The sequence below is a fragment of the Kineobactrum salinum genome, from assembly GCF_010669285.1.
Classification (GTDB): Bacteria; Pseudomonadota; Gammaproteobacteria; order Pseudomonadales; family Halieaceae; genus Kineobactrum; species Kineobactrum salinum.
The window spans coordinates 3,509,653-3,536,300 of record NZ_CP048711.1; the positions used below are offsets into that span (position 1 = coordinate 3,509,653).

Below are 26,648 nucleotides of genomic sequence, written 5' to 3' on the forward strand. Positions count from 1 at the left end.
TGTACGTCAGGGGCGGGTCAGGACGCCGCCATCAAAAACGGCCAGCGCCGGTTGCCGGATAATGCGCAGTTCGTCGTCGACCTGCAGCAGGCCAGTACTGCCGCGCAACAGCGCTGCACCGCCGGCCTGCAACTGCGCAAACCGGCTTTGCAGCAACCAGGCATCTGCCCCCAGCGCGTTGAGGCGAGTGAAGCTGTCGCTGCCGGTATCGCCGGCTGCCAGCGCTACCCGCAGTTCCGGGTTGGCGCCGAGCAGCCAGGGCAGATCGGTCAGATAGGTGCCATTCAGGTCCCGGTCCCGCGCATCGGGGATGCCGCTGTAGCTGCTGGAGGTGGCATAGACGGGCAGCTTGCCGGCGTAGTGGAACGCCAGCAGGGGCTTCAGTGAGCGCGCCTCCTCCGGCGAGCCGGCCAGCATGAATACGGCGTCGATATCGTGGCGCCGGCGGGGAGAAAATTCAATGTTGGTCGCCAGCATGCTGCGCACTTCGCGTGCGCGCTGCTCGCTGGCGGTGAGGTTGAGCGCAGTTTTCAGACTGTCCGACCAGGCCTCGGGACTGCTGTAGGTGGCGCTCGCGGACACCGCGCCGCCCAGTTCCCGCCAGCGGCGGCGCAGTACTTCGTCCAGACGGCCGCCGCGCTCGCCGGCGGGACGCAGGATCAGCGCGCGGCGGGCACCCTGGCCGAATGCCAGTTCGGCCAGGTGCAGAACTTCGTCTTCGGGCGCCAGCGCCATTTGTACCAGCGCGCTGCCTTCCTGCGACAGTGTTTCGTCGACCCGGTTGAGCGCAAGTGTCGGCACCGGGCGCCCTGATTGCCGGCCGATCAGCGTGACGGCTTCCTTGCTGAGTGGGCCGACCACGAGCTCCGCGCCCTCCGCCACGGCGCGTTGATAGGCCGCCCCGGCGTCGGCAAACTGTCCGCTGTCGATGATGCGCAGTTCGTGGTCGGCATCACCGCGCGCGCGCGCCGCATAATAGTGGGCCAGATACCCGTCACGCACCGCCCTGGCAGCAGGCGCCAGTCGTCCGCTGAGCGGCAGCAGCAGCGCTACCTTGCGCAGCGGCTGCCCCTCCCGCAGCAGGTAGTCCAGGCCGCCCGGCAGCGGCGCCGCTGCGGGATGATCCGGGTGCTGCCGCAGCCACTGCTTGAGGCCGGTGCGCAATTCACTGAGCGAGGGTGTTGCTGCGATGCTGGCGAGACTCAGCCAGCCGCGAGTCTGGGGATCGTTGCTCAGTTCCTCTGCCTGCTGCAGCTCCGCGGGTGACAGCTGCTGCAGATCCAGCCAGATATCGCGCTTGAGGGCCGCACGCAGCGCTGGGTGATCGGTATCCTCCCACTGGCCGATACCACGCTCTGCGCTGGCCAGATAGTCGCCGGCCAGGCGGTCCATGTGACGGACAAAATCGTCCAGCTGCCGGCGCAGCGCGACATGAGTTGGGGCCCGGGGCCGCCGTTCCAGCAATTCGCGGGCCGCGGCCTGGTCGCCACGCAAATAGGCGCTGCGGGCCAACAGGTAGTTCCTGCGCACTGCGTCATCGTGGCCGAGCGGCGGCTGCGGCCGTGCCAGCTGTTGCTCCGCCGCCATCCAGTTACCCTGCTCCAGCAGCTCTGCGGCGCGGCGGAATTCGGTTTCCCATTGGCTCGGGGGCAACTCCAGGACCACGCCTGGACCGGGCCGCTCCGGGTCCACCGCCGGTGCCGGGGTGACGGGGGTAGTGTCCGGCGCCCGTGGAGAGGGTGCGCAGCCGGCCAGCAATGCACACAGCAGCAGGAGGGGAAGGGTCGCGGACGGCGTCCGGGTAGCAATCGGTGTCATGGTATCCTTCCGGATCTGGTGGGCCGCAGCTGTCGGGTCAGCCATCGACGTCAATGCGGACATTATACGGTCAGGGACTATGGAATCAGGACTATATGTTGTTGCCACACCAATCGGCAACCTGGGAGACATATCGGCACGTGCCGTGGAGGTGCTGGCAGCGGCAGACCTGGTCGCTGCGGAGGATACCCGGCATAGCCTGCGCCTGCTACAACATTTCAATATCAGTACACCGCTGCAGGCCTACCACGATCACAGCGACCCGCGGGCATTGCGCCGGGTGACGGACTGCCTGGCCGGTGGAGGCGCCGTGGCGCTGGTGTCGGATGCGGGGACGCCGCTGATTTCGGATCCGGGCTACCGGCTGGTGCGCGAAGTTCAGCAGCAAGGCTATGCGGTGCGTCCGGTACCCGGCGCCTGTGCCGCCATCGCCGCCCTGAGTGCGTCGGGCCTGCCCACTGACCGGTTCCTGTTCGAGGGTTTTCTGCCGGCGAAGGCGGGGGCGCGCAGCAGCCGCCTGCAGGCTCTGGCAGGTGCGACCGCGACGCTGGTGTTCTACGAGGCGCCGCACCGGGTGGCCGCCACGCTGGCGGCCATGGTCAGCTGCTTCGGTCCCGATCGGGAAGCGCTGTTGGCGCGCGAACTCACCAAAACCTTCGAAACCCTGCGGCGGGCGCCATTGGCCGAGTTGGCCGGCTTCGTTGCCGCCGACCCCAACCAGCAGCGTGGCGAGATTGTGCTGGTGGTGGCTGGCTGCCGCGAGCAGCAGGCCGCCATCAGCCCGGAAGTTGGCCAGCTGCTGCAACGGCTGGCGCAGGAGTTGCCCGCCCGGCGCGCGGCGGCGGTGGTTGCCGACTGCACCGGGCTGCGCAAGAAACTGTTGTACGAATATCTATTGCAGTACAAGACCGACGGGGACAGCGACTGACAGGTTCCGGCCGAGATGCCTTGCCAAGCTCTGCGGCGGCGAGTAGTCTTGCCGCCGAGTCGGTCAGGCGATCGCTCCCGGCCCTTGGGCCGGGGAGGAAAGTCCGGGCTCCACAGGGCAGGGTGCCAGGTAACGCCTGGGGGGCGCGAGCCTACGGAAAGTGCAACAGAAAGTATACCGCCCGACCGCTCCCGAGTGGTCGGGTAAGGGTGAAATGGTGCGGTAAGAGCGCACCGCGCGGCTGGTAACAGGCGCGGCGATGGTAAACCCCACTCGGAGCAAGACCAAATAGGAATCCTTGTACTGCGGCCCGCAGTGGATTCGGGTAGGTCGCTACAGGCAGGCGGCGACGCCTGTCGCAGATGAATGATCGTCCACGACAGAACCCGGCTTACCGACCGACTCAATTTCTTGCTCGACCCATGCGCTGGCCCGCCCCAATCAGGCTGGCGCAGGTCCGGGGCGCCAGTCATCACGCCTCAGTTATGCCATTTCCTGCTAACTTCCCCGCTGTACATGAATAAATGAACTGAAACTTAAAGTGAATCCTCAACACATGATTTTACCGTCATGTTTTATGTGAGCTTTTGTTCAATGCAGGCCTGCAGGTACTGTTCCCATACTGGCGAAAAGCGCGCTAATTAACTGAAATTAAAACATTTTTCCCTTCCAGCTCGCTTGACACCCTGTTCGACACAGACCTATAGTGTCGCGAAGTGGTGATAAGTGGAAAATTCTGGCTTTTTGTGGGTTGAAGAGTCAGTGAGTGGGGAAGACTGGCGTGTTCCGAGGAGTACAGCACATCAATATGGACGCGAAGGGGCGCCTGGCAATGCCGGCGCGCCAGCGCGAGCCATTGCTGTCGCGTTGTGCCGGCCAGATCGTCGTGACCATCGATACCCAGGCTACCTGCCTGGCCATTTATCCGCTGCCGGAGTGGGAGCGTATAGAGCAGGAAATCCAGGCCCTGCCCGCACTCAAGCCGGCGGTAAAGCGCTTCCAACGGCTGGTGCTCGGCTACGCCACGGACCTGGAGCTGGACGCCAATGGCCGTATGCTGTTGCCTCCGCCGCTGCGCGACTATGCCCGCCTGGACAAGAAGCTGGTGCTGGTGGGGCAGGGCAACAAGCTGGAACTGTGGGCCGAGGAGCTGTGGCTGGCCGAGCGCGAGCAGGCGCTGCAGGAATCCGGGCCCCTGGCAGAATTGCCCGACGAATTGATGTCGCTGACACTGTAGGTGGGCGATATGCATCAAACAGTCCTGTTACGAGAAGCGGTGGATGCTCTGGTGACAACAGCCGGCGGTGTGTATGTCGATGGAACCTTTGGCCGCGGCGGCCACAGCCGGGAAGTGCTGCGGCGGCTGGACGGCAATGGCCGCCTGCTCGGGGTCGACAAGGACCCGGCAGCCGCAGCCGAGGCCGCCAGCCTGATGCGGGAGGACCCGCGCTTCAGTTTTTTCCACGGTTCTTTTGCGGTGTTGCCGGCGCACCTGGCCGACCTCGGTATTGAAGCCGTCGATGGAATCCTGCTCGATCTCGGTGTCTCCAGCCCGCAGCTGGACGACAGTGGCCGCGGCTTCAGTTTTCAGCACGATGGCCCGCTGGACATGCGCATGGATACCAGCTCAGGCGAGACTGCGGCCGAGTGGCTGGCACACGCCGATGAGAAGGAAATCATTCAGGTGCTGCGGACTATGGCGAGGAGCGCTTCGCCCGTCGCATCGCCGGTGCCATCGTCGAGGCCCGGGAACAGGCGCCGATCGTTGCCACCGGACAGCTGGCCAGAATCGTCAGCGAAGCCAACCCGCGCTGGGAAAAGCACAAGCACCCCGCGACCCGCTCCTTCCAGGCCATTCGTATCCGGGTCAACCGTGAGTTGGATGATCTGGGGGTGTTGCTGGCGGCGGCGCTGGACCTGCTGCTGGTGGGCGGGCGTCTGGTGGTGATCAGTTTTCACTCGCTGGAGGATCGTCTGGTGAAGCGCTATATGCGTGACATGGCCCGCGGCGACGCGATCCCCGCCGGCGTGCCGGTGACCGACAGTGCTCTCAATCGCCGCATGCGGCTGGTCGGCAAGGCCGTGCGCGCCGGCAGCGACGAGGTGGCGGCGAATACCCGGGCCCGCAGCGCGATCATGCGCGTTGCCGAGAAGATCGCCTGACCGTGGCCGTGCATCCGACAGCTTCGTCGCACGCCGCCGGTCCCGGTCACAATCACCGTAGCCGGCAGGTGCTGCTGGTGGCATTGCTGCTGCTATCCCTGGCTTCCGCGTTGGCAGTGATCCGGAGCTCCCATCATTGCCGCCAGCTCTACGCCCAGTTGCAGCAACTGGAAGCGGACCAATGGTACCTGCATGAGGACTACGGCCGCCTGCTGCTGGAACAGAGTACCTGGGCCTCCCATTACCGGGTCGAGCGAGTGGCGAAACGGGAGCTGGACATGCAGCCACCGCCGCTGCAGGAACTCAAAGTGGTGCGGCAATGAGCCGCTCGCGGCCCATCGCGACTGCCCCCTGGCGTTTCTACCTGGTGGCGGCGGCACTGCTGTCACTGCTGGCGCTGCTGGTGGGCGGGTGCTGTCACTGCAGGTGCTGGACACCGATCGCGGCCGCAGCTTTCTGCAGAATCAGGGTGATCTGCGCGCCGTGCGTACCGCCGAGATCCCGGCTTACCGGGGCGTCATCGCTGACCGGCGCGGCGAGCCGCTGGCAGTCAGCACCCCGGTGATTTCGCTGTGGGCGGATCCGCGGGTGCTGGCCGCTGTACCGGAGCTGGCGCCGCTGGCGGCTGCGCTGGATATGCCGCTGGCCGAGCTGCGGCAGCGGCTCGAACGCTATGCCGGCAAGCGCTTCATGTACCTGCAGCGGCATCTCGTGCCGGCGGCGGCCCGCGAAGTTCTGGCAATGCGAACCCCGGGTGTCTACGGCGAGCGCGAGTATCAGCGCTACTATCCCGCCGGCGAGGTGGCGGGTCAGCTGGTGGGCTTTACCAATGTCGACGGTGCCGGAATCGCCGGCCTGGAGCTGGCCTACGATGAGTGGCTCAAGGGTGTGCCGGGCAAAAAACAGTACATCAAGGATCTGCACGGTGACGCGGTGCGCGACATCGGTGTACTGGAGCCGGCCAGGCCCGGCCGCGACCTGCGCCTGAGCATCGACCTGCGGCTGCAGTATCTCCACCATCAGGAGCTGCAGCGGGCGATGGCGATGACCGGTGCCAACGCGGGGTCCATTGTCACCCTGGATGCCCATACCGGCGAAGTGCTGGCGATGGTCAATCATCCGGTCTACAACCCCAACAGCCGGCGGGACATGAGCCCCGACCAGACCCGCAACCGGGCCATGACCGACGTGTATGAACCCGGTTCGACCATGAAGACCCTGACCCTGGTGGCGGCACTGGAGAGCGGCCGTTTTTCCACCGAGACCCTGATCGATACCAGCCCGGGGACTATTGCCGTGGGGCGCAAGTTGCTGCGTGATCCGCGCAACTATGGCCAGATCAGCGTCTCTGAGATCATTCAGCGCTCCAGCCAGGTCGGTGTGACCAGGATAGCGCAGGAGCTGGGGCACGAACCGATCCGTGAGGTATTCCGCCGTTTCGGCCTGGGCCAGCCACCGGGTACGGGGTTTCCCGGGGAAAGCTCCGGTCTGCTGCCCAGCCGCAATCGCTGGAGCAATATCGAAAAGGTCACCCTCGCCTTTGGCTACGGCCTGACGGCAACGCCGCTGCAGGTGGCCCATGCCTATTCCGCTCTTGCCAACGGCGGTGTATTGCAGCCGGTCTCCCTGCTGGCGAAGGATGGCGCGGTGTCTGAAGGCAGACAGGTCGTCGCGCAGGATCTGGCGCGTGAAGTGTTGGCGGTGCTGCACAGGGTTACCGGCGAGAACGGTACCGCCCGGCGTGCGCGGGTGCCGGGTTATCAGGTGGGTGGCAAGACTGGCACCGTGCACAAGGTGGGGCCCCAGGGCTACAACGAGGATCGTTACGTGGCGCTGTTCGCAGGCGTCGCCCCGGTCAGCGACCCGCGCTTTGTCACTGTGGTGGTGATCAACGAGCCCCAGGGTGAAGAGTACGGTGGCGGCGCTGCTGCGGCACCAGTGTTTTCCCGGGTGGCGCAGGGGACGTTGCGGCTGCTCAATGTGGTGCCGGATGCGCCGGCCGATATCGCCGCCGTGACGCCGGCGGCGGCAAAGGTGTCCGGATGATGGCCACTGCTGTCAATCACTCCCGGGGCGTGCCGCTGGCCCAATTGCTGGGCAGCAGCGCGGCGCAATTCGGTGCAGTGCGGGTTACCGGTGTGCAACTGGACAGCCGCCGGGTGCAGCCTGGGGATTTGTTCCTGGCCCTGCCGGGCAGCAGTCACGACGGGCGCCAGTTTATCGAGCAGGCAGTGGCGCGCGGTGCGGCCGCGGTGTTGGCGCAGGCGCCGGTCGCCGGTTTCGTGGATGCGCTGCCGGTGCCGCTGCTGGAGCAGCCGGAGCTGGCGGCGGAGGCCGGCCTCATCGCCGCGCGCTACTACGGCGATCCCAGTGCGGCGATGGACGTGATCGGCGTCACCGGCACCAACGGCAAGACCACCAGCAGCCGCCTGATCGCCCAGCTGCTGCGCAGTGCCGGCCAGCGCTGCGGTGTGATCGGCACACTGGGGGCGACCCTCGACGATGCGGTGATTGCGGCGCCGACCACGACACCTGATGCGGTTGCACTGCAGCAACAACTCGCCAGCTGGCGCGACGCCGGGGTGGCTGCGGTGAGCATGGAAGTATCCTCCCATGCGCTGGTGCAGGACCGGGTCAACGGTATCCACTTTGATATCGCCGTATTTACCAACCTGTCCCGCGATCATCTGGACTACCACGGCGATATGGCGGCCTACGGACGCAGCAAGCTGCGCCTGTTTGCCCGCCCCGGATTGCGCCACGCCGTGATCAACCTTGACGATCCCTTTGCCACCGCCATTCTCGCCAGCCTGCCGGCATCGGTGCAGGCCTGGCGCTACTCGGCCAGCGGCGCCGCTGCGGCCGAGATCCGGGTCACGACCCCGCGCTTCCACTCCGATGGCGTCAGCGCCGAGTTGGAGACTCCCTGGGGCCGGGGAACGTTTGCCAGTCCGCTGCCGGCCCGCTTCAACCTCGCCAATGTGGCGGCCTCGGCCACCTGCGCACTGTTGCTGGGCCTCGATCTGGAACGGACGCTGGCGGCCATCGGGGCACTGCAGCCGGTCCCCGGGCGCATGCAGCTGGTACCCAACAGCGCCGGTCTGCAGGTGGTGGTCGATTATGCCCACACCCCCGACGCGCTTGAGCAGGCCCTGGCCGCCCTGCGGCCGCAGGTAGCCGGCCGGTTGGTGGTGGTTTTTGGCTGCGGTGGTGACCGCGATCCCGGCAAGCGCGCTGTGATGGGCCATATTGCCTGCGCTGGTGCGGACCATGTGGTGCTGACATCCGACAATCCGCGCGGCGAGGATCCGCTGACAATCCTGCGCGATATCGCAGCCGGCTGCAGCGGCAGTGTCGAAACAGAGCCTGATCGTGCGCTGGCGATCACCGCCGCAGTTGCGGGCGCAGCGAAGGGAGATTGCATTCTGATAGCCGGCAAGGGACACGAAGACTATCAGTTGATAGCAGGTCAGCGGCTGCATTTCAGTGACGCCGAGGTGGCGGCGGCCGCCCTGCAGCAGAGGCCACCGGCATGATGCGTTCATTCTGGCTCACGGAACTGCAGCAACCGCTGGAGGCGCAACTGCGCGGTGCCGATGTGGCTGTCGGCCGGATCAGTACCGACAGCCGGACCATCCAGCCCGGCGATCTGTTCGTGGCGCTGCGCGGCGAGCATTTTGACGGTCATGACTATCTGGATGCGGTCGCCGCCGCCGGCGCGGCCGCGGCGCTGGTCGATCGCGAAGTCGACAGCTCCCTGCCGTTGCTGCGGGTAGCCGATACCCGGCAGGCCCTGGGCCATCTCGGCGCCTTCAACAGGTCCCTGTTTCAGGGCCGGGTGGTGGCTATCACCGGCAGCAGCGGCAAGACTACCGTGAAAAACCTGATCCAGGCGGTGCTGGCGCAGCAGGGGCCCACACTGGCGACCCAGGGCAACCTCAACAATGAAATCGGGGTACCCCTGACGCTGCTGCGGCTGGCACCCGAGCACCGCTACGCGGTGGTCGAGATGGGCGCGGCCCGGGCCGGCGATATCAGCTGGCTGGGTAGGCTGGCACGGCCGGACGTGGCGCTGTTGCTCAACGCGATGCCGGCGCATCTGCAGGGCTTTGGGTCGCTGGAAGGTGTTGCCGCTGCCAAGGGAGAAATCTACGAGGCGCTGGCGGGCACCGGGACCGCCATCCTCAACGCCGACCAGCCCTGGGCTGCGCGCTGGCGCAGCCGCACCGCTGCCACTACCGTGCTGGATTACGGCCTGCAGAACCCCGCTGCCATCACCGCCAATACCATACAGTCGCGCGGTGTGGCGGGGATCAGTTTCATCGCCAGTACCCCTGCCGGGGACATACCCATCCGGCTGCAACTGCCGGGACTGCACAATGTTTCCAATGCGCTGGCGGCGATCGCCGCGGGACTGGCCTGTGGCATCAGCCTGGGTGCCATCATGGCGGGCCTGGCCAGCGTCCAGCCCGCTCCCGGGCGCGGCGCGGTATACCAGGGACGGGGTGGCGCCACCGTGGTCGATGACAGCTACAACGCCAATCCCGGTTCTGTGCATGCAGCGATAGACCTGCTCGCCAGCTGCAGTGGCCGCCGCACACTGATCCTGGGCGCGATGCGGGAACTGGGAGAGAACAGTGCCCAGTTGCACCGGGAGGTGGGCGCTTATGCCCGTGCGCAGGGCATCGACCGCTTCTGCGGTGTCGGCCCGGAACTGGCCGAGGCCGTGACTGAATTCGGCGGCGGCGAGTGGTTTCCCGATTGTGCTGCCGCCGGCACCGCGCTGGCGCACAGTTTTGACCAGACCGACACCGTGTTGGTCAAAGGCTCACGCGGAGCCGCAATGGAGCGGCTGCTGGGTGCATTGCTGGAACAACGGACGGAGGCGAAAGACTGACATGTTGTTGTTCCTGGCAGAGTACCTGACCCAATTCGTAAGCGGTTTCCAGGCATTCCAGTACCTGACTTTGCGGGGCATCCTGGCGGCCGGGACGGCGCTGGTGATATCGCTGCTGGTGGGGCCGGGGATGATCCGCCGCCTGAACCACTATCAGGTGGGCCAGGCCGTGCGCGACGACGGCCCGCAGAGCCACCTGAGCAAAACCGGGACCCCCACGATGGGGGGCGCGCTGATTCTGGTGGCGATCGGGGTCAGCAGCCTGCTGTGGGCTGACCTGCGCAACCCCTACATCTGGATCAGCATCGGTGTTACCGCGGTGTTCGGCGCGGTGGGCTGGGTCGATGACTACCGCAAGGTTGTGGAACGCGATTCCCGCGGCCTGCCGGCGCGCTGGAAATACCTGTGGCAGTCGCTGGCCGGGCTGGCTGCAGCGCTCTACTTGTACATTGCCTTCGATACCCCGGTGACCACCGAGCTGTACGTACCTTTTCTCAAGGACTTTGCCTGGAGCATGGGGCCGCTGTTCGTGGTGCTGGCCTACTTCGTGATTGTCGGCGCCAGCAACGCCGTCAACCTGACCGATGGCCTGGACGGTCTGGCCATCCTGCCCACCGTGATGGTGGCGACGGCGCTAGGGGTGATCGCCTACCTGACCGGACGGGTGGATTTTGCCGATTACCTGCATATTCCCTACGTGGCAGGCAGTGGCGAGCTGGCCGTGTTCTGCGGTGCGATAGCCGGTGCCGGCCTGGGCTTTCTGTGGTTCAACACCTATCCGGCGCAAGTGTTCATGGGCGACGTCGGTGCGCTGGCACTGGGGGCCGCACTCGGCACGGTGGCGGTGATCACCCGCCACGAAATCGTGTTCTTCATCATGGCCGGCATATTTGTGCTGGAGACGGTCTCGGTGATTCTGCAGGTGGCCTCCTTCAAGCTCACCGGCAGGCGCATATTCAGGATGGCGCCCATTCACCACCATTTCGAATTGAAGGGCTGGCCGGAGCCGCGCGTCATCGTGCGGTTCTGGATTATTACCGTGATGCTGGTCCTGTTCGGGCTGGCGACCTTGAAACTGCGTTAGGGCGAGAGTGAATCGATCGTGACACAGGATCTGATAGCAAGCAGTGGCAGCGTGGTCGTAGTCGGCCTCGGCGCCACCGGTTTGTCCTGTGCCCGCCATCTGCAGCGGCTGGGGCGGCGCTGCTGTGTCATCGATACCCGTGAGGAACCACCTGGGCTCGCCGCAGCGCGGCGGGAGTTCCCGGAGTTGGCGCTGTTTGCCGGTGAAATTCCCGACGCCGTGCTGGACGGCGGTGGCGAGTGGGTCGTCAGTCCCGGTATTGCGCTGGATGATCCGTTGCTGGAACGGGCGCGCGCAGCCGGGGCCGATATCATCGGCGACATCGATCTGTTCATGCGCGAGGCCGCGGTGCCGGTGGTCGGGATAACCGGGTCCAACGCCAAGTCCACGGTCACCGCGTTGCTGGGCGAGATGGCGGCGGAAGCCGGTCTCACTGTTGCCGTGGGAGGCAATCTCGGTACCCCGGCGCTGGATCTGCTGGCGCCGGAATGCGAGCTGTATGTACTGGAACTGTCCAGCTTTCAACTGGAGCGCGCCGGATCACTGGGATTGGCGGTGGCTACCGTGCTCAATATCAGCGCCGACCATCTCGATCGCCACGGCACCTTGCCGCGCTACCACCAGGCCAAGCACAGGATCTTCCGTGGCTGCCGCAAGGCAGTGGCGAATCCCGACGATCCGCTGACCCTGCCGTTGGTGGCTGCCGACGTGCCGGTGATCAGCTGGCATCTGCGGGAGCCGGACCTGGGCGGCTTCGGCCTGCGCGACATCGACGGCAGCGAGACTCTCTGCTTCGGCTTCGAGCCGCTGTTGCCGGTGGCGGAACTGGGCATCAGTGGCCGCCACAACGTGGCCAATGTGCTGGCCGCTTTCGCCCTCGGCTATGCCGCCGGGCTGTCGCAGCAGGCGATGATTGTCGCCGCGCGTCGATTTGCGGGTCTGCCGCATCGCTGCCAGCCGGTCGCAGAGATCGCCGGGGTGCGTTTCATCAATGATTCCAAGGGCACCAATATCGGTGCCACCGCGGCTGCGCTGGACGGGCTGGCTCAGGGGCGCAACGTCGTATTGATCGCCGGCGGAGTGGGCAAGGGCGCCGATTTCCGCCAGCTGCGCCCGGCGGTGGAGATCCACTGCAAGGCGCTGATCCTGCTGGGCGAGGCCGCCGCGGAGCTGCAGTATTGCCTGCAGGACGTGGCGCCGGTGCAATTGGCCGCCGACATGGCCGAGGCTGTGCGCCTGGCTGCCGCGCTGGCCATTGCCGGGGACGTGGTACTGCTGTCTCCGGCCTGCGCCAGCTTCGACCAGTTCAGCGGCTATTCCGCCCGTGGCGACGCCTTTGTCGCCGCAGTGCGAACTCTGGAGGAGGCGCGCTGATGGTGGTGGCTACGCGCAATGGACTGGACGCGCCCCTGTTGCTGCTGGGCACCGCCCTGTTGCTGGTGGGCATGGTGGCGATCAGCTCCGCTTCCATTGAATATGCCGACTGGCATTACGGGGACGGCTGGTTTCACGCCCGCCGCCATCTTGTTTATGTGGTGCTGGCCGCCGCGGCTGCCGCTGTGGTGTACCGGCTGCCGCCGGCTTTCTGGCTGGCCACCGGCTGGCTGTGGCTGCTGACCGGCACCGGTTTGCTGGTGCTGGTCCTGCTGCCCGGCATCGGCAAGGATGTGAATGGCTCCCAGCGCTGGCTACCGATAGGCCCGTTCACGCTGCAGCCCTCGGAGTTCGCCAAACTGGCGGTCGTCATTTACCTGGCGGGTTATCTGGTACGCCAGACGGAGCAGGTGCGTACCCAGTGGCAGGGCTTTCTCAAGCCGGTGGGGGTGCTGGCCCTGGTGACGGTGCTGCTGATGGCGGAGCCCGATTTTGGTGCCACCGTCATCGTGGTGGTGACCGCCTTCGGCATGCTGTTTCTGGCCGGTGTGAAGCTCACGCATTTTCTGTCGGTACTGCTGGTGAGCATGCTGGGATTGCTGGCGCTTGTGTTTGCCGCGCCCTACCGGATGCAGCGCTTGATCACCTATACCGATCCCTGGGCGGACCCGTTCGGCAGCGGCTTCCAACTGATCCAGTCGCTGATCGCGTTTGGCCGGGGCGAATGGCTGGGCGTCGGCCTCGGCAACAGTGTGCAGAAGCTGTTCTATTTGCCCGAGGCCCACACCGACTTCGTGTTCTCGATCTGGGCGGAGGAAACGGGTTTCCTCGGCGCGATGCTGGTGATTGGCCTGTTCACTGCCCTGGTGGCGCGCATTCTCTGGGTTGCCCGCCGCGCCGAGGTTGCGGGGGAGCATTTTGGAGCCTATCTGAGTTACGGCGTCGCGCTGGTGTTGTCGGGCCAGGCCTTCGTCAATATGGGGGTCAGTTCCGGGCTGCTGCCGACCAAGGGACTGACGCTTCCGTTTGTGAGTTACGGCGGTACCAGCCTGATCGTCTGCTGTTGCATGCTGGCGCTGGTGTTGCGTATCGAACGCGAGTTGCCCGGTGCCGCCCGGCCGCAGAGGAGGCCACGCCAATGAGCCGGGCGCCCCTCATCCTGATGCTGGCCGGCGGTACCGGTGGCCACGTCTACCCGGCGCTGGCGGTGGCGGAAGAGCTGCGCGCACGCGGCTTCCGGGTGGAGTGGGTCGGCACCCGACGCGGTCTGGAGGCGCGGGTCGTGCCGGCGGCCGGCATCACGTTGCACACGCTGCCGGTGCGCGGTGTGCGGGGCAAGAATCCCCTGCATCGACTGCTGGGCCTGTGGCTGCTGCTGTGGTCCTCGCTGCTGGCGCTGAGCTTGGTGCTGAGGCGCCAGCCGGCCTGCGTGATCGGCATGGGTGGTTATGTGGCCGGCCCCGCCGGGCTGGCGGCGTGGCTGCTGCGCCGGCCACTGCTGATTCACGAGCAGAACGCGGTGGCCGGGACCACCAATCGCCTGCTGGCGCCGCTGGCGCGGCGGGTGCTGTGCGGCTTTCCCGCGGCCTTCAAGGACGACCGCCAGGTGGCGGTGGTGGGTAATCCGGTGCGCAGGGAACTGTTGGACACCGCGGCGCAGCGGCTGTGGGACTACCACGGCCAGCGCCCGCTGCGACTGCTGGTGCTGGGGGGCAGCCTTGGCGCCCAGCCGCTGAACGAGTTGCTGCCGGACGCGCTGCGCAAACTGCGCAAGCGGCCGGAGGCTGTGAGCGTCGACGTCTGGCACCAGGCGGGTGCGGCGCATCTGGAAACCCTGCTGCGCGAATACGGCCCGATGCTTGACCAGGGAGTGCAGGTCAGCGCTTTTATCGACGATATGGCACAGGCCTACGGCTGGGCGGATCTGGTGATCTGCCGGGCGGGCGCACTCACTGTGTCGGAACTGGCGATCATGGGCCGGCCGGCGCTGCTGGTGCCGCTGCCCCACGCCATTGATGACCACCAGACCTGGAATGCCCGCGCGCTGGCCGATCGCGGCGGTGCGCTGCTGCTGCGCCAGGGTGAACTGCAGGCGCAGAACCTGGCCGCGATGCTGGCGGGCTACATCGCCAATCCGCAGCGGCTGGCGGCTATGGCGGCAGCGGCCTCAGCTGCCGGCCAGCCACAAGCCACGGTACGGGTCTGTGATACCTGCGAGGAGTTGCTGCGCGATGGCTGATCGGAATGTCTACAGTGTGCCCGAGATGCGCCGCATTCGCCGCATCCACATGATCGGGATTGGCGGCGCCGGCATGAGCGGTATCGCCGAAGTACTGGTCAACCTGGGCTATGAAGTGGCGGGATCCGACCTGCGGGCCAGTTCGGTGACCGAGCGCCTGCAGCGCAAGGGGATCGCGGTGCATTTTGGTCACGCCGCGGCGAATATCCACGCCGCGCATGTAGTGGTCAGTTCCAGCGCGGTGAGCGATGACAATCCCGAGGTGGTTGCCGCCCGCGCGGCCCGCATTCCGGTAGTGCCACGGGCCGAGATGCTGGCCGAGCTGATGCGCTACCGCCACGGCATTGCGGTGGCCGGGACCCACGGCAAGACCACCACCACCAGCTTGATAGCGGCAGTATTTGCCGAGGCCGGGCTGGATCCGACCTTTGTCATCGGCGGCCTGGTAAACAGTGCCGGCAGCAATGCCCAGCTGGGAGCCAGCCGCTTCCTGGTCGCTGAAGCTGACGAGAGCGATGCCTCCTTCTTGCACCTGCAGCCGATGGTAGCGGTGGTCACGAATATCGAAGCCGACCACATGGAAACCTACGGCGGAGATTTCGCGGTATTGCGCAGCACTTTTCTCGAATTTTTGCACAACCTGCCCTTCTACGGCCTGGCAGTATTGTGCCTGGATGACCCGGTGGTGGCGGGGCTGCTGCCGGAGCTGTCGCGGCAGTTCCTGACCTACGGTTTTGCCGAGACAGCGGACTACCGCATCAGCGCGGTGCGCGAAATGGGCCTGAACACGGCCTTCACCGTACACCGGCCCGGTGGCCTGGCACCGCTGCCGGTGCAGTTGAACATGCCGGGCCGGCACAATGTGCTCAACGCGACCGCGGCGATCGCGGTGGCCTGCGATGAGGGCCTGGACGATGCCGCGATCCAGCGCGGCCTGGCGGCGTTTGGGGGCGTTGGACGCCGCTTCAGCCAGCTGGGTGAGTTGCACTTTGCCGCCGGCAGCGCGCTGCTGGTGGACGACTACGGCCACCACCCCACCGAAGTGCGGGCCACGCTGGAATCCGCCCGCCAGGCCTGGCCCGGCCGGCGGGTGGTAATGATCTACCAGCCGCACCGCTATTCCCGCACCCGCGACCTGTACGAGGATTTTGTGGCGGTGCTGTCGCGCTGCGACGTACTGCTGCTGCTGGAGGTCTACCCCGCCGGGGAGGAGCCCATTCCCGGCGCCGACAGCCGCAGCCTGAGCCGCAGTATCCGCCAGCGCGGTCAGGTGGAGCCCATTTTCGTCGAGGCGGTGGCAGCGGTGGCCGGGGTGCTGCGGGACATTCTCCGCGACGGTGACATCGTGATCACCCAGGGCGCGGGCAATATCGGCCGGCTGGCGCTGGATCTGCAGGCGCTGGACACGCTGGATGAGGTGCAGTCATGAGCTGGCAACAGGCAACCGCGGGCCCGGTGGCGGTATTGCTGGGCGGCCGCTCGGCGGAGCGCGAAGTGTCGCTGCAGACCGGCGCTACCATCGTCGCCGCCCTGGCGGCGCTGGGTTGTGAGGTGCGGCAGGTGGACCCTGCCGCCGCCGACTGGCTGGCACAGCTGCAGGGCGTCAGTTTCGCGTTCAACGCCTTGCACGGGCCGGGGGCGAGGACGGGGTGATCCAGGGGGCACTGGAGACGCTGGGGATTCCCTATTCCGGCTCGGGGGTGTTGGGCTCTGCGCTGGCGATGGACAAGCAGCGCAGCAAGCAATTGTGGCAGGGCATCGGTGTCGCCACCGGCGGCTTTGCCACCCTGGCCGCGGATACCGACTGGGACGCGGTCATTGCACGCTTTGGCAAGGTGTTCGTGAAACCCGCCTGCGAGGGATCCAGTGTCGGCATGGCGCCGGCCGCGGATGCTGACGCGCTGGCGCGCGCCTGGGGCAAGGCATCGGCCTACGGCAACACGGTATTGGCGGAGCAGTTTATCGACGGTCCCGAGTACACGGTGGCGGTACTGGGGGAGCGCACACTGCCTTCGATCCGGATGGAAACCGACCGGGAATTCTATGACTACGAGGCCAAATACATTGCCGATGACACCCGCTACCACTGTCCCAGCGGGCTGGATGCGGCGGCAGAGGCAGAGCTGGCAGAGCTGGCGCTGGCCGCCTTCCATTCGCTGGGCTGCACGGTATGGGGCCGGGTGGACACCATGCGCGACCGGGACGGCCGTTTTTATGTACTGGAGGTAAACACCATTCCGGGCATGACCTCACACAGCCTGGTGCCGATGGCGGCGCGGGCGGTGGGCATGTCCATGGAGGCGCTGGTGCAGCGCATCGTGGAATTGAGCTGGGAGGGCCGTAACGGACATGGTTGAAGTGCGCAACGGACATCGCCGTCGCCGTGTCACTGCCGGGGCTACCCGCCGGCGGCCCGCAGCTGCACCGCGGCGGCATCCGTGGCGCAGCCTGACCCTGCTCGATGGCTGGGTCAACCGGCTGCTGATTCTGGTGGGTGCGGGCATGGTCATGCTGGCAGGCCTGCAGGGTTATATCGCGCTACAGGAACTGCCGGTGGAGCGGATTGTCGTGTCGGGCAAGCTGCAGCGGATCCAGACCGAAGCCGTGCGGGAGCTGGTGCAGCCGGCTCTGGTCGGCGGCTTTCTGAGTGCGGATCTTGAGCAGATCAGGCGCCAGCTGCAGACCTTACCCTGGATCTACACGGTGTCGGTACGGCGGCGCTGGCCCAATGCGCTGGAAATCGAGGTGGTGGAGCAGCTGCCCATTGCGCGCTGGGGGGAGGGCGGTTTCATCAATCACGAGGGCGAGGTATTCCAGTCCAGCCGCGTGGGCGGCAGCGAGGCATTGCCGCGGCTGGAAGGCCCGCCCGGCAGTGCCCGCGAGCTGATTGTCAGCTACCAGCAACTGAGCGAATTGCTGCAGCCACTGGAGCTGGAGTTGCGCGAACTGAGCCTGGACGAGCGGGGCCATCTGTCAGTGGTACTGCAAGGTGGTATCGAACTGGTGCTGGGCAATACCCGGGTGGTGGACCGCGTACAACGTTTTGCCGCGGTGTACAGCGCCGAGCTGGCGCCGCGGGTCGATCAGCTGCAGCGAGTGGATTTGCGCTATGAGAGCGGTTTCGCGGTCACCTTCCGCGAGCCGGCACAGCTGGCGGTGATCACCAATGAGTAGGACGGCCGGGGGAGTGAAACTGCCATGGGCGGGGGACAGGAGCAACACATGATAGTAGGTCTGGATATCGGCACCTCCAAGGTCGTCGCCATCGTCGGAGAGCTGGCGGCGGATGGCAGTATCGAGGTGGTGGGTATCGGCTCCCATCCCTCCAAGGGCATGAAAAAGGGCGTGGTGGTGAACATCGAGTCCACGGTGCAGTCCATTCAGCGTGCAGTGGAAGAGGCAGAGCTGATGGCGGGCTGCCAGATTCACTCGGTCTATGTGGGCATTGCCGGCAGTCACATACGCAGTCTGAATTCCCACGGTATCGTCGCCATTCGCGATCGCGAGGTCTATCCCGCCGATCTGGAACGGGTCATAGACGCGGCCCAGGCGGTGGCCATACCGGCCGATCAGAAGATCCTGCACATCCTGCCGCAGGAGTACGTGATCGACAACCAGGAGGGGATCAAGGAGCCGCTGGGCATGTCCGGCGTACGCCTGGAAGCCAAGGTACACCTGGTGACCTGCGCGGTGAACGCCGCCCAGAATGTCGAGAAGTGCATCCGTCGTTGCGGCCTGGATGTGGAGGAAATCATCCTTGAACAGCTGGCATCCAGCTATTCGGTACTGACCGACGATGAGCGTGAACTGGGGGTCTGTCTGGTCGATATCGGCGGCGGTACCACCGACATTGCGATCTTCACCGAGGGCTCGATCCGCCACACCGGGGTGATCCCGATCGCTGGCGACCAGGTGACCAACGATATCGCGATGGCACTGCGAACACCGACGCAGTACGCGGAGGAAATCAAGATCAAGTACGCCTGCGCGCTGACCCAGCTGGCCGGCCCGGACGAAACCATCAAAGTGCCCAGTGTGGGTGACCGGCCGCCCCGGGATCTGTCCCGCCAATCGCTGGCCGAGGTGGTGGAGCCGCGCTACGACGAACTGTTCACGCTGGTGCAGGCGGAACTGCGCCGCAGCGGTTTCGAGGACATGGTCCCGGCCGGTGTGGTGCTCACCGGTGGCACTTCCAAGATGGAGGGTGTGGTGGAGCTGGCGGAGGAAATATTTCACATGCCGGTGCGGGTGGGTTACCCGCAATCGGTGAGGGGCCTGAACGATATTGTCCGCAATCCGATCTACGCCACTGGCGTCGGCTTGCTGCAGTACGGGCAGAAGCATGCGAGTGAGCGCAGTACCAACGCTGGCCGCAGTGGCACTGCGACCAGCGAGGGACTGCTGGCCAGGCTCAGAGCCTGGCTACAGAGCAATTTCTAGACGTTTTTTTGAGCAGCAAACTGCCGCGCCCCGGGGCGCGGCACCACAGCAAGGGGAGATATACCATGTTTGAACTAGTCGACAACGTACCTCAAAACGCGGTCATCAAAGTCATCGGCATCGGCGGTGGCGGCGGCAATGCCGTAAAACACATGATTGACAACCAGGTGGAGGGCGTGGATTTTATCTGCGCGAACACTGACGCCCAGGCACTGTCCGATATTCGCTCCAAGACTGTGCTGCAGCTGGGTGGTGAAATCACCAAGGGCCTGGGCGCCGGGGCCAATCCGGATATCGGCCGCGCGGCAGCAATGGAAGACCGGGAGCGTATTGCCGATGCATTGCGCGGCGCGGATATGGTCTTCATCACCGCCGGCATGGGCGGTGGCACGGGCACCGGGGCCGCCCCCATCGTCGCCGAAATCGCACGCGAGCTGGGCATTCTCACGGTGGCTGTGGTGACCCGCCCGTTCCCGTTCGAGGGCAAGAAACGCCTGCAAATCGCGCTGGAAGGCGTCAGCGAGCTGCAGCAGCATGTGGACTCACTGATCACTATTCCCAACGAGAAATTGCTGGAAGTTCTGGGAAAAAGTACCAGTTTATTGGATGCCTTCAAGGAAGCGAATGATGTATTGTTGGGCGCAGTTCAGGGTATCGCCGACCTGATTATCCGCCCCGGCATGATCAACGTCGATTTCGCGGATGTTCGTACGGTGATGTCCGAGATGGGCATGGCGATGATGGGAACGGGCAGTGCCAGGGGCGAAAACCGCGCCCGCGAGGCTGCCGAACGCGCCATTAACAGCCCATTGCTGGACGACATTGATTTGCGCGGAGCGCGCGGCATATTGGTGAATATCACCGCCGGCCTCGATCTGTCACTGGGAGAATTCTCAGAAGTCGGTGACACCATCGAGGAATTCGCCTCCGACGACGCAACAGTGGTAGTGGGCACAGTGATCGATCCGAACATGTCGGATGAAATCAAGGTCACTGTGGTCGCTACAGGGCTGGGGGGCGAAGTGGCAAGGGCGACGTTGCAGGTGGTGGAGTCAGCAACTCCACGGCCGTCGGCAACGGTTTCGGAGCCCAATTACAAGGACTTTGACCGTCCGCCGGCCATGCGCAGGGCGCGCAGCGGCGCAAGTGGCAAGGCACCAGCCAGTACGGCTGAAGCTGGCGGCGAGGATTATTTCGATATTCCTGCGTTTCTGCGCCGTCAGGCAGACTAGCAAGTCAGGATCGGCACTCTGATCGGCCTGTCTTGCAATGTGTGAGACACAGGATACGGGTGACGGGACTATGATTCGACAGCGAACTCTGCGCAATGCCATCAAGGCAACCGGCGTCGGCCTGCACACGGGTGAGAAGGTCTACCTCACTCTGTGGCCGGCGCCGGTGAACGCCGGCATTGTGTTCCGGCGTGTGGACCTCGACCCGGTGGTCGAGATTCCGGCGCGGGCAGAGAACGTGGGCGATACCACGCTGTCCACCACCCTGTTCGCCGATGGCGAGCGGGTGTCGACAGTGGAACACCTGCTTGCGGCAATGGCGGGGCTGGGCATAGATAATGCGTTTATCGATGTCAGTGCCTCGGAAGTGCCGATCATGGATGGCAGCGCCGGTCCATTTGTGTTCCTGATCCAGTCCGCTGGCATCGAGGAGCAGAATGCGGCCAAGAAGTTCATCCGTATCAAGCGTCCGGTCACGGTGGAAGACGGCGACAAGGTTGCCAGCTTTCTCCCCTTTGATGGCTTCAAGGTCTCGTTTTCCATCGATTTTGACCACCCGGTGTTCCGCGATCGCTCCCCTCACGCAGAGATCGACTTTTCCAGCACCTCCTTTGTCAAGGAGGTGAGTCGCGCCCGTACCTTTGGTTTCATGCACGAGATCGAGTACCTGCGCTCGCAGGGTCTCGCTCGCGGCGGCAGTGTGGACAACGCCATCGTCGTGGACGAGTACCGCATTCTCAACCAGGACGGCCTGCGCTATGACGACGAGTTCGTCAAGCACAAGATCCTGGATGCGATCGGCGATCTGTACCTGCTGGGCAACAGCCTGATCGGCGAGTTCCGGGCCCACAAGTCCGGTCACGCGCTGAACAATGCCTCGCTGCGGGCGCTGATCGCCCAGCCCGATGCATGGGAGATGGTCACCTTCGAGGACGAGGCCACCGCGCCGATTTCCTATAGTCTGAACACAGCCCCGGCTGCCTGACCGCCCGCGCGGGTCCTCCGGGCTCCCGTGACGGCCCCGGGCTTGGCAATATGTCACAATCTGTGGCATAGTCGCCCGCTAATTCATTGCAGTCAGTTGCAAATGAAAATCATCCTTGTCAACCGCAAGCACGGCGGTTCCCGCTCTATCGAGCTGGGTCGCTGGTCCCGTGCCCTGCTCTCTTTGTGCTGCCTGGGGCTGCCATTGGGTATGGTGGCGCTCGGTTATTTCGTTGGCCAGGAGAGCGGGGCGCACAATCTGCGCGACAGTTCGCTCGATTCCCTGCAGGACGAACTGGCCTCCCAGTCCTCGGAGCTGGAGACGCTGCGGCTGGAGGCCGAGCGCAAACTGCAGGCCCTGACCATGAGCCTGGCCGAGTTACAGGCGCGCATGACCCGCGTCGACGCGCTGGGCCAGCACCTCACCGCGATCGCCAACCTGGAGGACGGCGAGTTCGACTTCAGCCAGCCGCCGGCCATGGGCGGACCGCTGGCCGGTGAGTACAGCGTGGAATACCTGGCCCCGGACCTGACCGGTGAGCTGCAGAGTTTCTCCCGGCGCCTGATCCAGCGGGAACAGCAGCTGGAGATACTGGAAGCATTACTGACCAACCGCAAACTGGACGATCAGGGCTGGCTGTCCGGGCGCCCGGTGGAAAAGGGCTGGATGTCTTCCGGCTATGGTCCGCGCACCGATCCATTCTCTGGCAAACCTGCCATTCATCGCGGCATCGACTTTGCCGGCAAGGCTGGTTCCAATGTGGTCGCAGTAGCCGGCGGCGTAGTGACGTGGACCGGTTACCGGCCCGGCTATGGCGAACTGGTGGAGCTTTCCCACGGCGAAGGCCTGGTTACCCTGTATGCCCACAATGAGGAAAACCTGGTCCAGCCGGGCGATGTGGTGCGCAAGGGACAGGCTATCGCGCTGATGGGATCCAGTGGGCGCTCTACCGGTGCCCATGTGCATTTTGAAGTCTACAAGCACGGCCGTTCCGTCGACCCTTCCAGCTACGTGCATCGCACCCGGCGCTGACGCGCCACTCCTCCCGGACCGATCTTCCGCCCGCAAGCCATTCTGCGGACGGTGTTCTTACGTATAGATGCAGTGACCTACGATGATTACGAATACGATGAAGAAGATTTTCGGCACCCGCAATGACCGGGAGCTGAAGCGCATGGGCAAGGTGGTCAAGCAGATCAACGCGCTGACCGATACCATCAAGGCCCTGGACGATACTGCACTGGCGGCAAAAAGCGACGAGTTCCGCCAGCGGCTTGCAGACGGGCAGACCCTGGACCAGATCCTGCCGGAAGCCTTCGCCGTGGCCCGCGAGGCCAGTGAACGGGTGCTGGGCATGCGCCACTTCGATACCCAGCTGATCGGCGGCATGGCTCTGCACGAGGGCAAGATCGCCGAGATGCGCACCGGTGAGGGCAAGACCCTGGTGGCGACCCTGCCGATCTATCTCAATGCCCTCAGCGGCAAGAGCGTCCACCTGATTACTGTCAACGACTACCTGGCCAGCCGCGACGCCAACTGGATGGGGCCGCTGTACCGCTTCCTGGACGTCTCGGTGGGGGTAATCCGGTCCGGCCAGTCTGCCGAGCAGAAGCGTGAGGCCTACAGCGCCAATATCGTCTACGGTACCAACAACGAATTCGGCTTCGACTACCTGCGCGATAACATGGCCTTCACGCTGGAAGACAAGATGCAGGGCGATCTCAGCTTTGCGATCGTCGACGAGGTGGATTCCATCCTGATTGACGAGGCCCGTACGCCGCTGATCATCTCCGGCGCCTCCGAGGACAGCTCGGCTCTGTACAAGAGCATCAACCGCCTGATCCCGTCCCTGAAGCCCGATACCGAGGGCGAGAGCGGCCACTACACGGTGGATGAAAAGCAGCGTCAGATCGAATTGACCGAGATGGGCCACGAGTTTGTCGAGGACCTGCTGGTTCGCGAGGGGCTGCTGGAGGAGGGCGACAGTCTGTACGCGGCGACCAACCTCAACCTGTTGCACCACGTCTATTCCGGCCTGCGCGCCTACGTGCTGTTTCACCGCGATGTGGAGTACATCGTGCGCGACAACCAGGTGGTTCTGATCGACGAGCACACCGGCCGCACCATGCCCGGACGGCGCCTGTCCGAGGGCCTGCACCAGGCGATCGAGGCGAAAGAAGGGGTCAATATCCAGAGCGAGAGCCAGACCCTGGCCTCGACCACCTTCCAGAATTATTTCCGGCTCTATGAAAAGCTGGCCGGCATGACCGGCACCGCCGATACCGAAGCTTTCGAATTCCGCCAGATCTACGGCCTGGAAGTGCTGGTGATCCCGACCAACAAGCCGGCCCAGCGCACAGACCTGAACGACCTGGTCTACCTGACCCGGGAAGAGAAGTTCGACGCGATCCTGAATGATGTCAAGGACTGCATGGACAAGGGTGCGCCGGTACTGGTGGGCACCGCTTCGGTGGAGACCTCCGAGGAGGTGTCGCAGCGATTCCGCAAGGCCGGTATCGAGCACAAGGTGCTCAATGCCAAGTATCACGAACAGGAGGCCGAGATCATCGCCCAGGCGGGACGCCCCGGGATGGTGACCATCGCCACCAACATGGCTGGCCGCGGCACCGATATCGTGCTGGGCGGCAACCTCGACGCAGAACTGGAGGCCATGGGCGAGATCGGCGAGCAGCGGCGCGAGGAGCTGACCGCGGCCTGGCGGCAGCGCCACGAGCAGGTGCTGGAGGCCGGCGGCCTGCATATCCTGGGTACCGAGCGGCACGAATCACGACGCATCGACAACCAGCTGCGCGGTCGCTCCGGGCGCCAGGGCGACCCGGGCGTGTCGCGCTTCTATCTGTCGCTGGAAGACAGCCTGATGCGGATTTTTGCCTCCGACCGGGTCAAGAGCTTCATGCAGGCCCTGGGCATGGAAAAGGGCGAGGCGATCGAGCACCGGATGGTGACCAATGCGATCGAGAAGGCCCAGCGCAAGGTGGAGGGCCGCAACTTCGATATCCGCAAGCAGTTGCTGGAATACGACGATGTCGCCAACGACCAGCGCCAGATCATCTACCAGCAGCGCAACGAGCTGCTGGGTGAATCCGACATCTACGACACCATTACCGCCATCCGCGAGGATGTGGTCAACGAGGCGATCTCCAATTACATCCCGCCAATGAGCGTCGAGGAGCAGTGGGATGTGCCCGGCCTGGAGCGGCAGTTGGAGGCGGAATTCGCAGTCTCCCTGCCATTGCAGTCCTGGCTGGAGGCGGACGACAAGCTGCACGAGGAAGTGCTGCGCGAGAGGATCATTGCCGAAGTGCAGGCCGCCTACGATGCCAAGGCCGAGGCGGTAGGGCCTGCCATGCGCAAGATCGAGAAACAGATCATGCTGCAGGTGCTGGACAACCTGTGGAAGGACCACCTGGCGACGATGGATCACCTGCGCCAGGGTATTCACCTGCGGGCCTATGCCCAGAAGAATCCCAAGCAGGAGTACAAGCGCGAGTCCTTCGAGCTGTTCGAGCAGCTGCTGCGTAACCTGAAGTACGAAGTGGTGAAATTTCTCAGCCATGTGCAGATCCAGCGCCAGGACGAGGCCGCCCAGATCGATGCGCGCCGGCGCGAGGCGGCCGAGCGCGAGAAGCTCGCCTTCCAGCACGCCGCGGCCACCGCCATGGCGGAGGAGGCGATTGCCGGCGACGGCGAGCCCCAGCGGGCAGAGCGCCCGGAGCCGCCGCAGACCTTTACCCGGGAGCAGCCCAAGGTGGGGCGCAATGAGCCCTGTCCCTGTGGCAGCGGCAAAAAATACAAACAGTGCCACGGCCAGCTGGCCTGAACCGGAGCGCGGGAGAGACAATGGCAGTGGGAGAAGCGCAGCCGGTAACCGTGTTGCCGGTGCCAGGAGTGCGGCTGGCGACGGTGTCGGCGGGCATCAAAAAGCCGGGCCGGAAGGATCTGGTGGTGATGGAACTGGCGCCCGGCAGCAGCTGCGCGGCGGTATTTACCCGCAATGCCTTCTGCGCGGCGCCGGTGACGGTGGCGCGCGAACACTGGCGCGCCAGCGGCTTCAAGCCGACCTGGTTGCTGGTCAATACCGGCAACGCCAATGCCGGCACCGGGGAGCGGGGGCTGGCGGATGCCCGCCGCTGCGCCGAAGCGCTGGCGGAGTTGACCGGTGTGCCGGCGCAGGCCGTGCTGCCGTTTTCCACCGGCGTGATTGGCGAGCCGCTGCCGGTGCAGAAGATTGTCGAGGCCCTGCCCAATGCCATTACCGATCTGCAGGCGGATGGCTGGCTGCAGGCCGCCGCCGGCATCATGACCACCGACACCCGCCCAAGGCCCACTCGGAGCGCTTTTCCGTTCAGGGGCGCGATTACCGGCTCACCGGCATCGCCAAGGGGGCAGGCATGATTCGCCCCAACATGGCCACCATGCTCGCCTACCTGGCCACCGACGCAGCGGTGAGCCCGGCCCTGCTGCAAAGTCTTTTGACAGAGGCGGTGGAGATGTCCTTCAACCGCATCACCGTCGATGGCGATACCTCCACCAATGATGCCTGCATACTGGCAGCCACCGGCGCGGCGGGCAACCCGCTGCTGGAGAACGCCGAGGGCGACCTGTATCGGGCGCTGCGGGAGGCGCTGCAGACCCTGTGCGTCACGCTGGCCCAGGCGCTGGTGCGCGACGGCGAGGGCGCGAGCAAGTTCGTGACCGTGCAGGTCAACGGTGGCCGGGATCAGCAGGAGTGCCTGGACGTGGCCTATACCATCGCCCATTCGCCGCTGGTGAAAACCGCACTGTTTGCATCCGATCCGAACTGGGGACGCCTGCTGGCGGCTATCGGCCGCGCCGGCCTGGCCGAGCTGCAGGTCGACCGGGTCGGGGTCTACCTGAACGATGTACTGATCGCCGAGAATGGCTGCCGTGCGGCCGGCTACACTGAAGCGCAGGGCGTGGCGGCGATGGCGCCGGAAGAAATCGTGATCCGTATCGAACTGCAGCGCGGCGAGGCCAGTGAGACAGTGTGGACCACGGATTTTTCCTACGACTACGTGCGTATCAACGCCGAGTACCGCAGCTGAATGGCCGCGCTGCACGTGGCGGTAGCGGTGGTGGTGGATGCGCGCCAGCAGGTCCTGATCAGCCGGCGAGCGACCGCTGCCCACCAGGGCGGACTGTGGGAATTTCCCGGTGGCAAGGTCGAGCCCGGAGAGTCAGTCAACGAAGCGCTGGCGCGGGAGCTGCGCGAGGAACTGGGCATCGAACCGGGCGCCAGCCGGCCACTGCTGCTGGTGCCCTTCGACTACGGTGACAAGGCGGTGCTGCTGGATGTGCATCTGGTGACGCAGTTTCGCGGCGAGGCCCGCGGGCTGGAAGGGCAGCCGCTGGCCTGGGTGAGTCCGGCACAGCTGTCGCAATACCGCTTTCCCGCTGCCAATCTGGCCATTGTGGACGCCGTGCAGCAGGCGCTGGGGGACTGAGC

The 26,648-nt window shown here is 65.1% G+C and carries 21 protein-coding genes, 1 other RNA gene and 2 pseudogenes; 23 read left to right on the forward strand and 1 reads right to left on the reverse strand.

Going from position 1 to position 26,648, the window contains the following annotated elements; genetic code table 11:
* Nucleotides 1–6: 6 nt before the first annotated feature.
* The gene (locus tag G3T16_RS15600; protein ID WP_163496039.1) at nucleotides 7–1,818 is read right to left on the reverse strand and encodes a penicillin-binding protein activator; all 1,812 of its coding nucleotides are present in this window, start codon (nucleotides 1,816–1,818) and stop codon (nucleotides 7–9) included.
* A 79-nt stretch (nucleotides 1,819–1,897) separates the two neighbouring features.
* On the opposite strand from G3T16_RS15600, the gene rsmI reads away from it, so the two are divergent.
* The 23 genes and pseudogenes from rsmI to mutT all read left to right on the forward strand — a co-directional run bounded on the left by rsmI (nucleotide 1,898) and on the right by mutT (nucleotide 26,646).
* Nucleotides 1,898–2,746: a 16S rRNA (cytidine(1402)-2'-O)-methyltransferase gene (gene rsmI, locus G3T16_RS15605; RefSeq protein WP_163496040.1), complete on the forward strand. Its 849-nt coding sequence runs from the start codon at nucleotides 1,898–1,900 to the stop codon at nucleotides 2,744–2,746.
* A 55-nt stretch (nucleotides 2,747–2,801) separates the two neighbouring features.
* An RNA gene (gene rnpB / locus G3T16_RS15610) (RNase P RNA component class A) lies at nucleotides 2,802–3,156 on the forward strand.
* A gap of 371 nt (nucleotides 3,157–3,527) precedes the next feature.
* A complete protein-coding gene (gene mraZ / locus G3T16_RS15615) occupies nucleotides 3,528–3,983 on the forward strand; it encodes a division/cell wall cluster transcriptional repressor MraZ (RefSeq protein WP_163496041.1) in 456 nt (151 codons plus the stop codon).
* Nucleotides 3,984–3,992: 9 nt separating this feature from the next.
* Nucleotides 3,993–4,909 (forward strand): annotated as a pseudogene (gene rsmH, locus G3T16_RS15620) (16S rRNA (cytosine(1402)-N(4))-methyltransferase RsmH).
* A 2-nt stretch (nucleotides 4,910–4,911) separates the two neighbouring features.
* The gene (gene ftsL, locus G3T16_RS15625; protein ID WP_232059113.1) at nucleotides 4,912–5,232 is read left to right on the forward strand and encodes a cell division protein FtsL; all 321 of its coding nucleotides are present in this window, start codon (nucleotides 4,912–4,914) and stop codon (nucleotides 5,230–5,232) included.
* Nucleotides 5,233–5,320: 88 nt separating this feature from the next.
* Nucleotides 5,321–6,955 carry a peptidoglycan D,D-transpeptidase FtsI family protein gene (locus tag G3T16_RS15630; RefSeq protein ID WP_332102830.1) on the forward strand — a complete coding sequence of 545 codons (1,635 nt, stop codon included), beginning with the start codon at nucleotides 5,321–5,323 and terminating at the stop codon, nucleotides 6,953–6,955.
* Complete coding sequence (locus tag G3T16_RS15635) at nucleotides 6,952–8,445, forward strand: UDP-N-acetylmuramoyl-L-alanyl-D-glutamate--2,6-diaminopimelate ligase (RefSeq protein ID WP_197911703.1); 1,494 nt, start codon at nucleotides 6,952–6,954, stop codon at nucleotides 8,443–8,445. Before G3T16_RS15630 ends, G3T16_RS15635 begins: the two co-directional genes overlap by 4 nt.
* Nucleotides 8,442–9,806: a UDP-N-acetylmuramoyl-tripeptide--D-alanyl-D-alanine ligase gene (locus G3T16_RS15640; RefSeq protein WP_163496042.1), complete on the forward strand. Its 1,365-nt coding sequence runs from the start codon at nucleotides 8,442–8,444 to the stop codon at nucleotides 9,804–9,806. Before G3T16_RS15635 ends, G3T16_RS15640 begins: the two co-directional genes overlap by 4 nt.
* A gap of 1 nt (nucleotide 9,807) precedes the next feature.
* Entirely contained in the window at nucleotides 9,808–10,890 is a 1,083-nt protein-coding gene (mraY, locus tag G3T16_RS15645; RefSeq protein WP_163496043.1) for a phospho-N-acetylmuramoyl-pentapeptide-transferase, read from the forward strand.
* An 18-nt stretch (nucleotides 10,891–10,908) separates the two neighbouring features.
* Nucleotides 10,909–12,264 carry a UDP-N-acetylmuramoyl-L-alanine--D-glutamate ligase gene (gene murD, locus G3T16_RS15650; protein ID WP_197911704.1) on the forward strand — a complete coding sequence of 452 codons (1,356 nt, stop codon included), beginning with the start codon at nucleotides 10,909–10,911 and terminating at the stop codon, nucleotides 12,262–12,264.
* Entirely contained in the window at nucleotides 12,264–13,406 is a 1,143-nt protein-coding gene (gene ftsW, locus G3T16_RS15655; protein ID WP_163496044.1) for a putative lipid II flippase FtsW, read from the forward strand. Before murD ends, ftsW begins: the two co-directional genes overlap by 1 nt.
* On the forward strand, nucleotides 13,403–14,503 hold the full coding sequence (murG, locus tag G3T16_RS15660; RefSeq protein ID WP_163496045.1) for an undecaprenyldiphospho-muramoylpentapeptide beta-N-acetylglucosaminyltransferase: 1,101 nt from the start codon (nucleotides 13,403–13,405) through the stop codon (nucleotides 14,501–14,503). The genes ftsW and murG overlap by 4 nt, the downstream gene beginning before the upstream one ends.
* Nucleotides 14,496–15,932 carry a UDP-N-acetylmuramate--L-alanine ligase gene (murC, locus tag G3T16_RS15665; RefSeq protein ID WP_163496046.1) on the forward strand — a complete coding sequence of 479 codons (1,437 nt, stop codon included), beginning with the start codon at nucleotides 14,496–14,498 and terminating at the stop codon, nucleotides 15,930–15,932. Before murG ends, murC begins: the two co-directional genes overlap by 8 nt.
* On the forward strand, nucleotides 15,929–16,156 hold the full coding sequence (locus G3T16_RS22855) for a D-alanine--D-alanine ligase (protein WP_332102831.1): 228 nt from the start codon (nucleotides 15,929–15,931) through the stop codon (nucleotides 16,154–16,156). Before murC ends, G3T16_RS22855 begins: the two co-directional genes overlap by 4 nt.
* Nucleotides 16,153–16,860: a D-alanine--D-alanine ligase gene (locus G3T16_RS15670; RefSeq protein ID WP_332102832.1), complete on the forward strand. Its 708-nt coding sequence runs from the start codon at nucleotides 16,153–16,155 to the stop codon at nucleotides 16,858–16,860. Before G3T16_RS22855 ends, G3T16_RS15670 begins: the two co-directional genes overlap by 4 nt.
* Entirely contained in the window at nucleotides 16,853–17,677 is an 825-nt protein-coding gene (locus tag G3T16_RS15675) for a cell division protein FtsQ/DivIB (RefSeq protein ID WP_163496047.1), read from the forward strand. The genes G3T16_RS15670 and G3T16_RS15675 overlap by 8 nt, the downstream gene beginning before the upstream one ends.
* A gap of 24 nt (nucleotides 17,678–17,701) precedes the next feature.
* Nucleotides 17,702–18,943 carry a cell division protein FtsA gene (ftsA, locus tag G3T16_RS15680; RefSeq protein ID WP_163496048.1) on the forward strand — a complete coding sequence of 414 codons (1,242 nt, stop codon included), beginning with the start codon at nucleotides 17,702–17,704 and terminating at the stop codon, nucleotides 18,941–18,943.
* 65 nt (nucleotides 18,944–19,008) lie between these two features.
* The gene (ftsZ, locus tag G3T16_RS15685) at nucleotides 19,009–20,175 is read left to right on the forward strand and encodes a cell division protein FtsZ (RefSeq protein WP_163496049.1); all 1,167 of its coding nucleotides are present in this window, start codon (nucleotides 19,009–19,011) and stop codon (nucleotides 20,173–20,175) included.
* A gap of 70 nt (nucleotides 20,176–20,245) precedes the next feature.
* Nucleotides 20,246–21,160 carry a UDP-3-O-acyl-N-acetylglucosamine deacetylase gene (lpxC, locus tag G3T16_RS15690; protein ID WP_163496050.1) on the forward strand — a complete coding sequence of 305 codons (915 nt, stop codon included), beginning with the start codon at nucleotides 20,246–20,248 and terminating at the stop codon, nucleotides 21,158–21,160.
* A 102-nt stretch (nucleotides 21,161–21,262) separates the two neighbouring features.
* Nucleotides 21,263–22,192, forward strand: coding sequence for a M23 family metallopeptidase (locus tag G3T16_RS15695; protein ID WP_163496051.1), 930 nt, complete (start codon nucleotides 21,263–21,265; stop codon nucleotides 22,190–22,192).
* Between the two features lie 82 nt (nucleotides 22,193–22,274).
* Nucleotides 22,275–25,001: a preprotein translocase subunit SecA gene (gene secA, locus G3T16_RS15700; protein WP_163496052.1), complete on the forward strand. Its 2,727-nt coding sequence runs from the start codon at nucleotides 22,275–22,277 to the stop codon at nucleotides 24,999–25,001.
* Between the two features lie 20 nt (nucleotides 25,002–25,021).
* A pseudogene (gene argJ / locus G3T16_RS15705) lies at nucleotides 25,022–26,247 on the forward strand (bifunctional glutamate N-acetyltransferase/amino-acid acetyltransferase ArgJ).
* Nucleotides 26,248–26,646, forward strand: a complete 399-nt coding sequence (gene mutT, locus G3T16_RS15710) for an 8-oxo-dGTP diphosphatase MutT (RefSeq protein WP_163496053.1) — start codon at nucleotides 26,248–26,250, stop codon at nucleotides 26,644–26,646. It begins immediately after the preceding pseudogene.
* The last annotated feature ends 2 nt before the right edge of the window (nucleotides 26,647–26,648 follow it).

Coding starts and splice junctions, on each gene's coding strand:
- G3T16_RS22855 (WP_332102831.1), top strand. CDS start 15,929: ATGAGCTGGCAACAGGCAACCGCGGGCCCGGTGGCGGTATTGCTGGGC.
- murC (WP_163496046.1), top strand. CDS start 14,496: ATGGCTGATCGGAATGTCTACAGTGTGCCCGAGATGCGCCGCATTCGC.
- lpxC (WP_163496050.1), top strand. CDS start 20,246: ATGATTCGACAGCGAACTCTGCGCAATGCCATCAAGGCAACCGGCGTC.
- ftsW (WP_163496044.1), top strand. CDS start 12,264: ATGGTGGTGGCTACGCGCAATGGACTGGACGCGCCCCTGTTGCTGCTG.
- G3T16_RS15640 (WP_163496042.1), top strand. CDS start 8,442: ATGATGCGTTCATTCTGGCTCACGGAACTGCAGCAACCGCTGGAGGCG.
- mutT (WP_163496053.1), top strand. CDS start 26,248: ATGGCCGCGCTGCACGTGGCGGTAGCGGTGGTGGTGGATGCGCGCCAG.
- G3T16_RS15600 (WP_163496039.1), bottom strand. CDS start 1,818: ATGACACCGATTGCTACCCGGACGCCGTCCGCGACCCTTCCCCTCCTG.
- G3T16_RS15635 (WP_197911703.1), top strand. CDS start 6,952: ATGATGGCCACTGCTGTCAATCACTCCCGGGGCGTGCCGCTGGCCCAA.
- murG (WP_163496045.1), top strand. CDS start 13,403: ATGAGCCGGGCGCCCCTCATCCTGATGCTGGCCGGCGGTACCGGTGGC.
- rsmI (WP_163496040.1), top strand. CDS start 1,898: ATGGAATCAGGACTATATGTTGTTGCCACACCAATCGGCAACCTGGGA.
- G3T16_RS15675 (WP_163496047.1), top strand. CDS start 16,853: ATGGTTGAAGTGCGCAACGGACATCGCCGTCGCCGTGTCACTGCCGGG.
- G3T16_RS15695 (WP_163496051.1), top strand. CDS start 21,263: ATGAAAATCATCCTTGTCAACCGCAAGCACGGCGGTTCCCGCTCTATC.
- secA (WP_163496052.1), top strand. CDS start 22,275: ATGATTACGAATACGATGAAGAAGATTTTCGGCACCCGCAATGACCGG.
- ftsZ (WP_163496049.1), top strand. CDS start 19,009: ATGTTTGAACTAGTCGACAACGTACCTCAAAACGCGGTCATCAAAGTC.
- mraY (WP_163496043.1), top strand. CDS start 9,808: ATGTTGTTGTTCCTGGCAGAGTACCTGACCCAATTCGTAAGCGGTTTC.
- ftsA (WP_163496048.1), top strand. CDS start 17,702: ATGGGCGGGGGACAGGAGCAACACATGATAGTAGGTCTGGATATCGGC.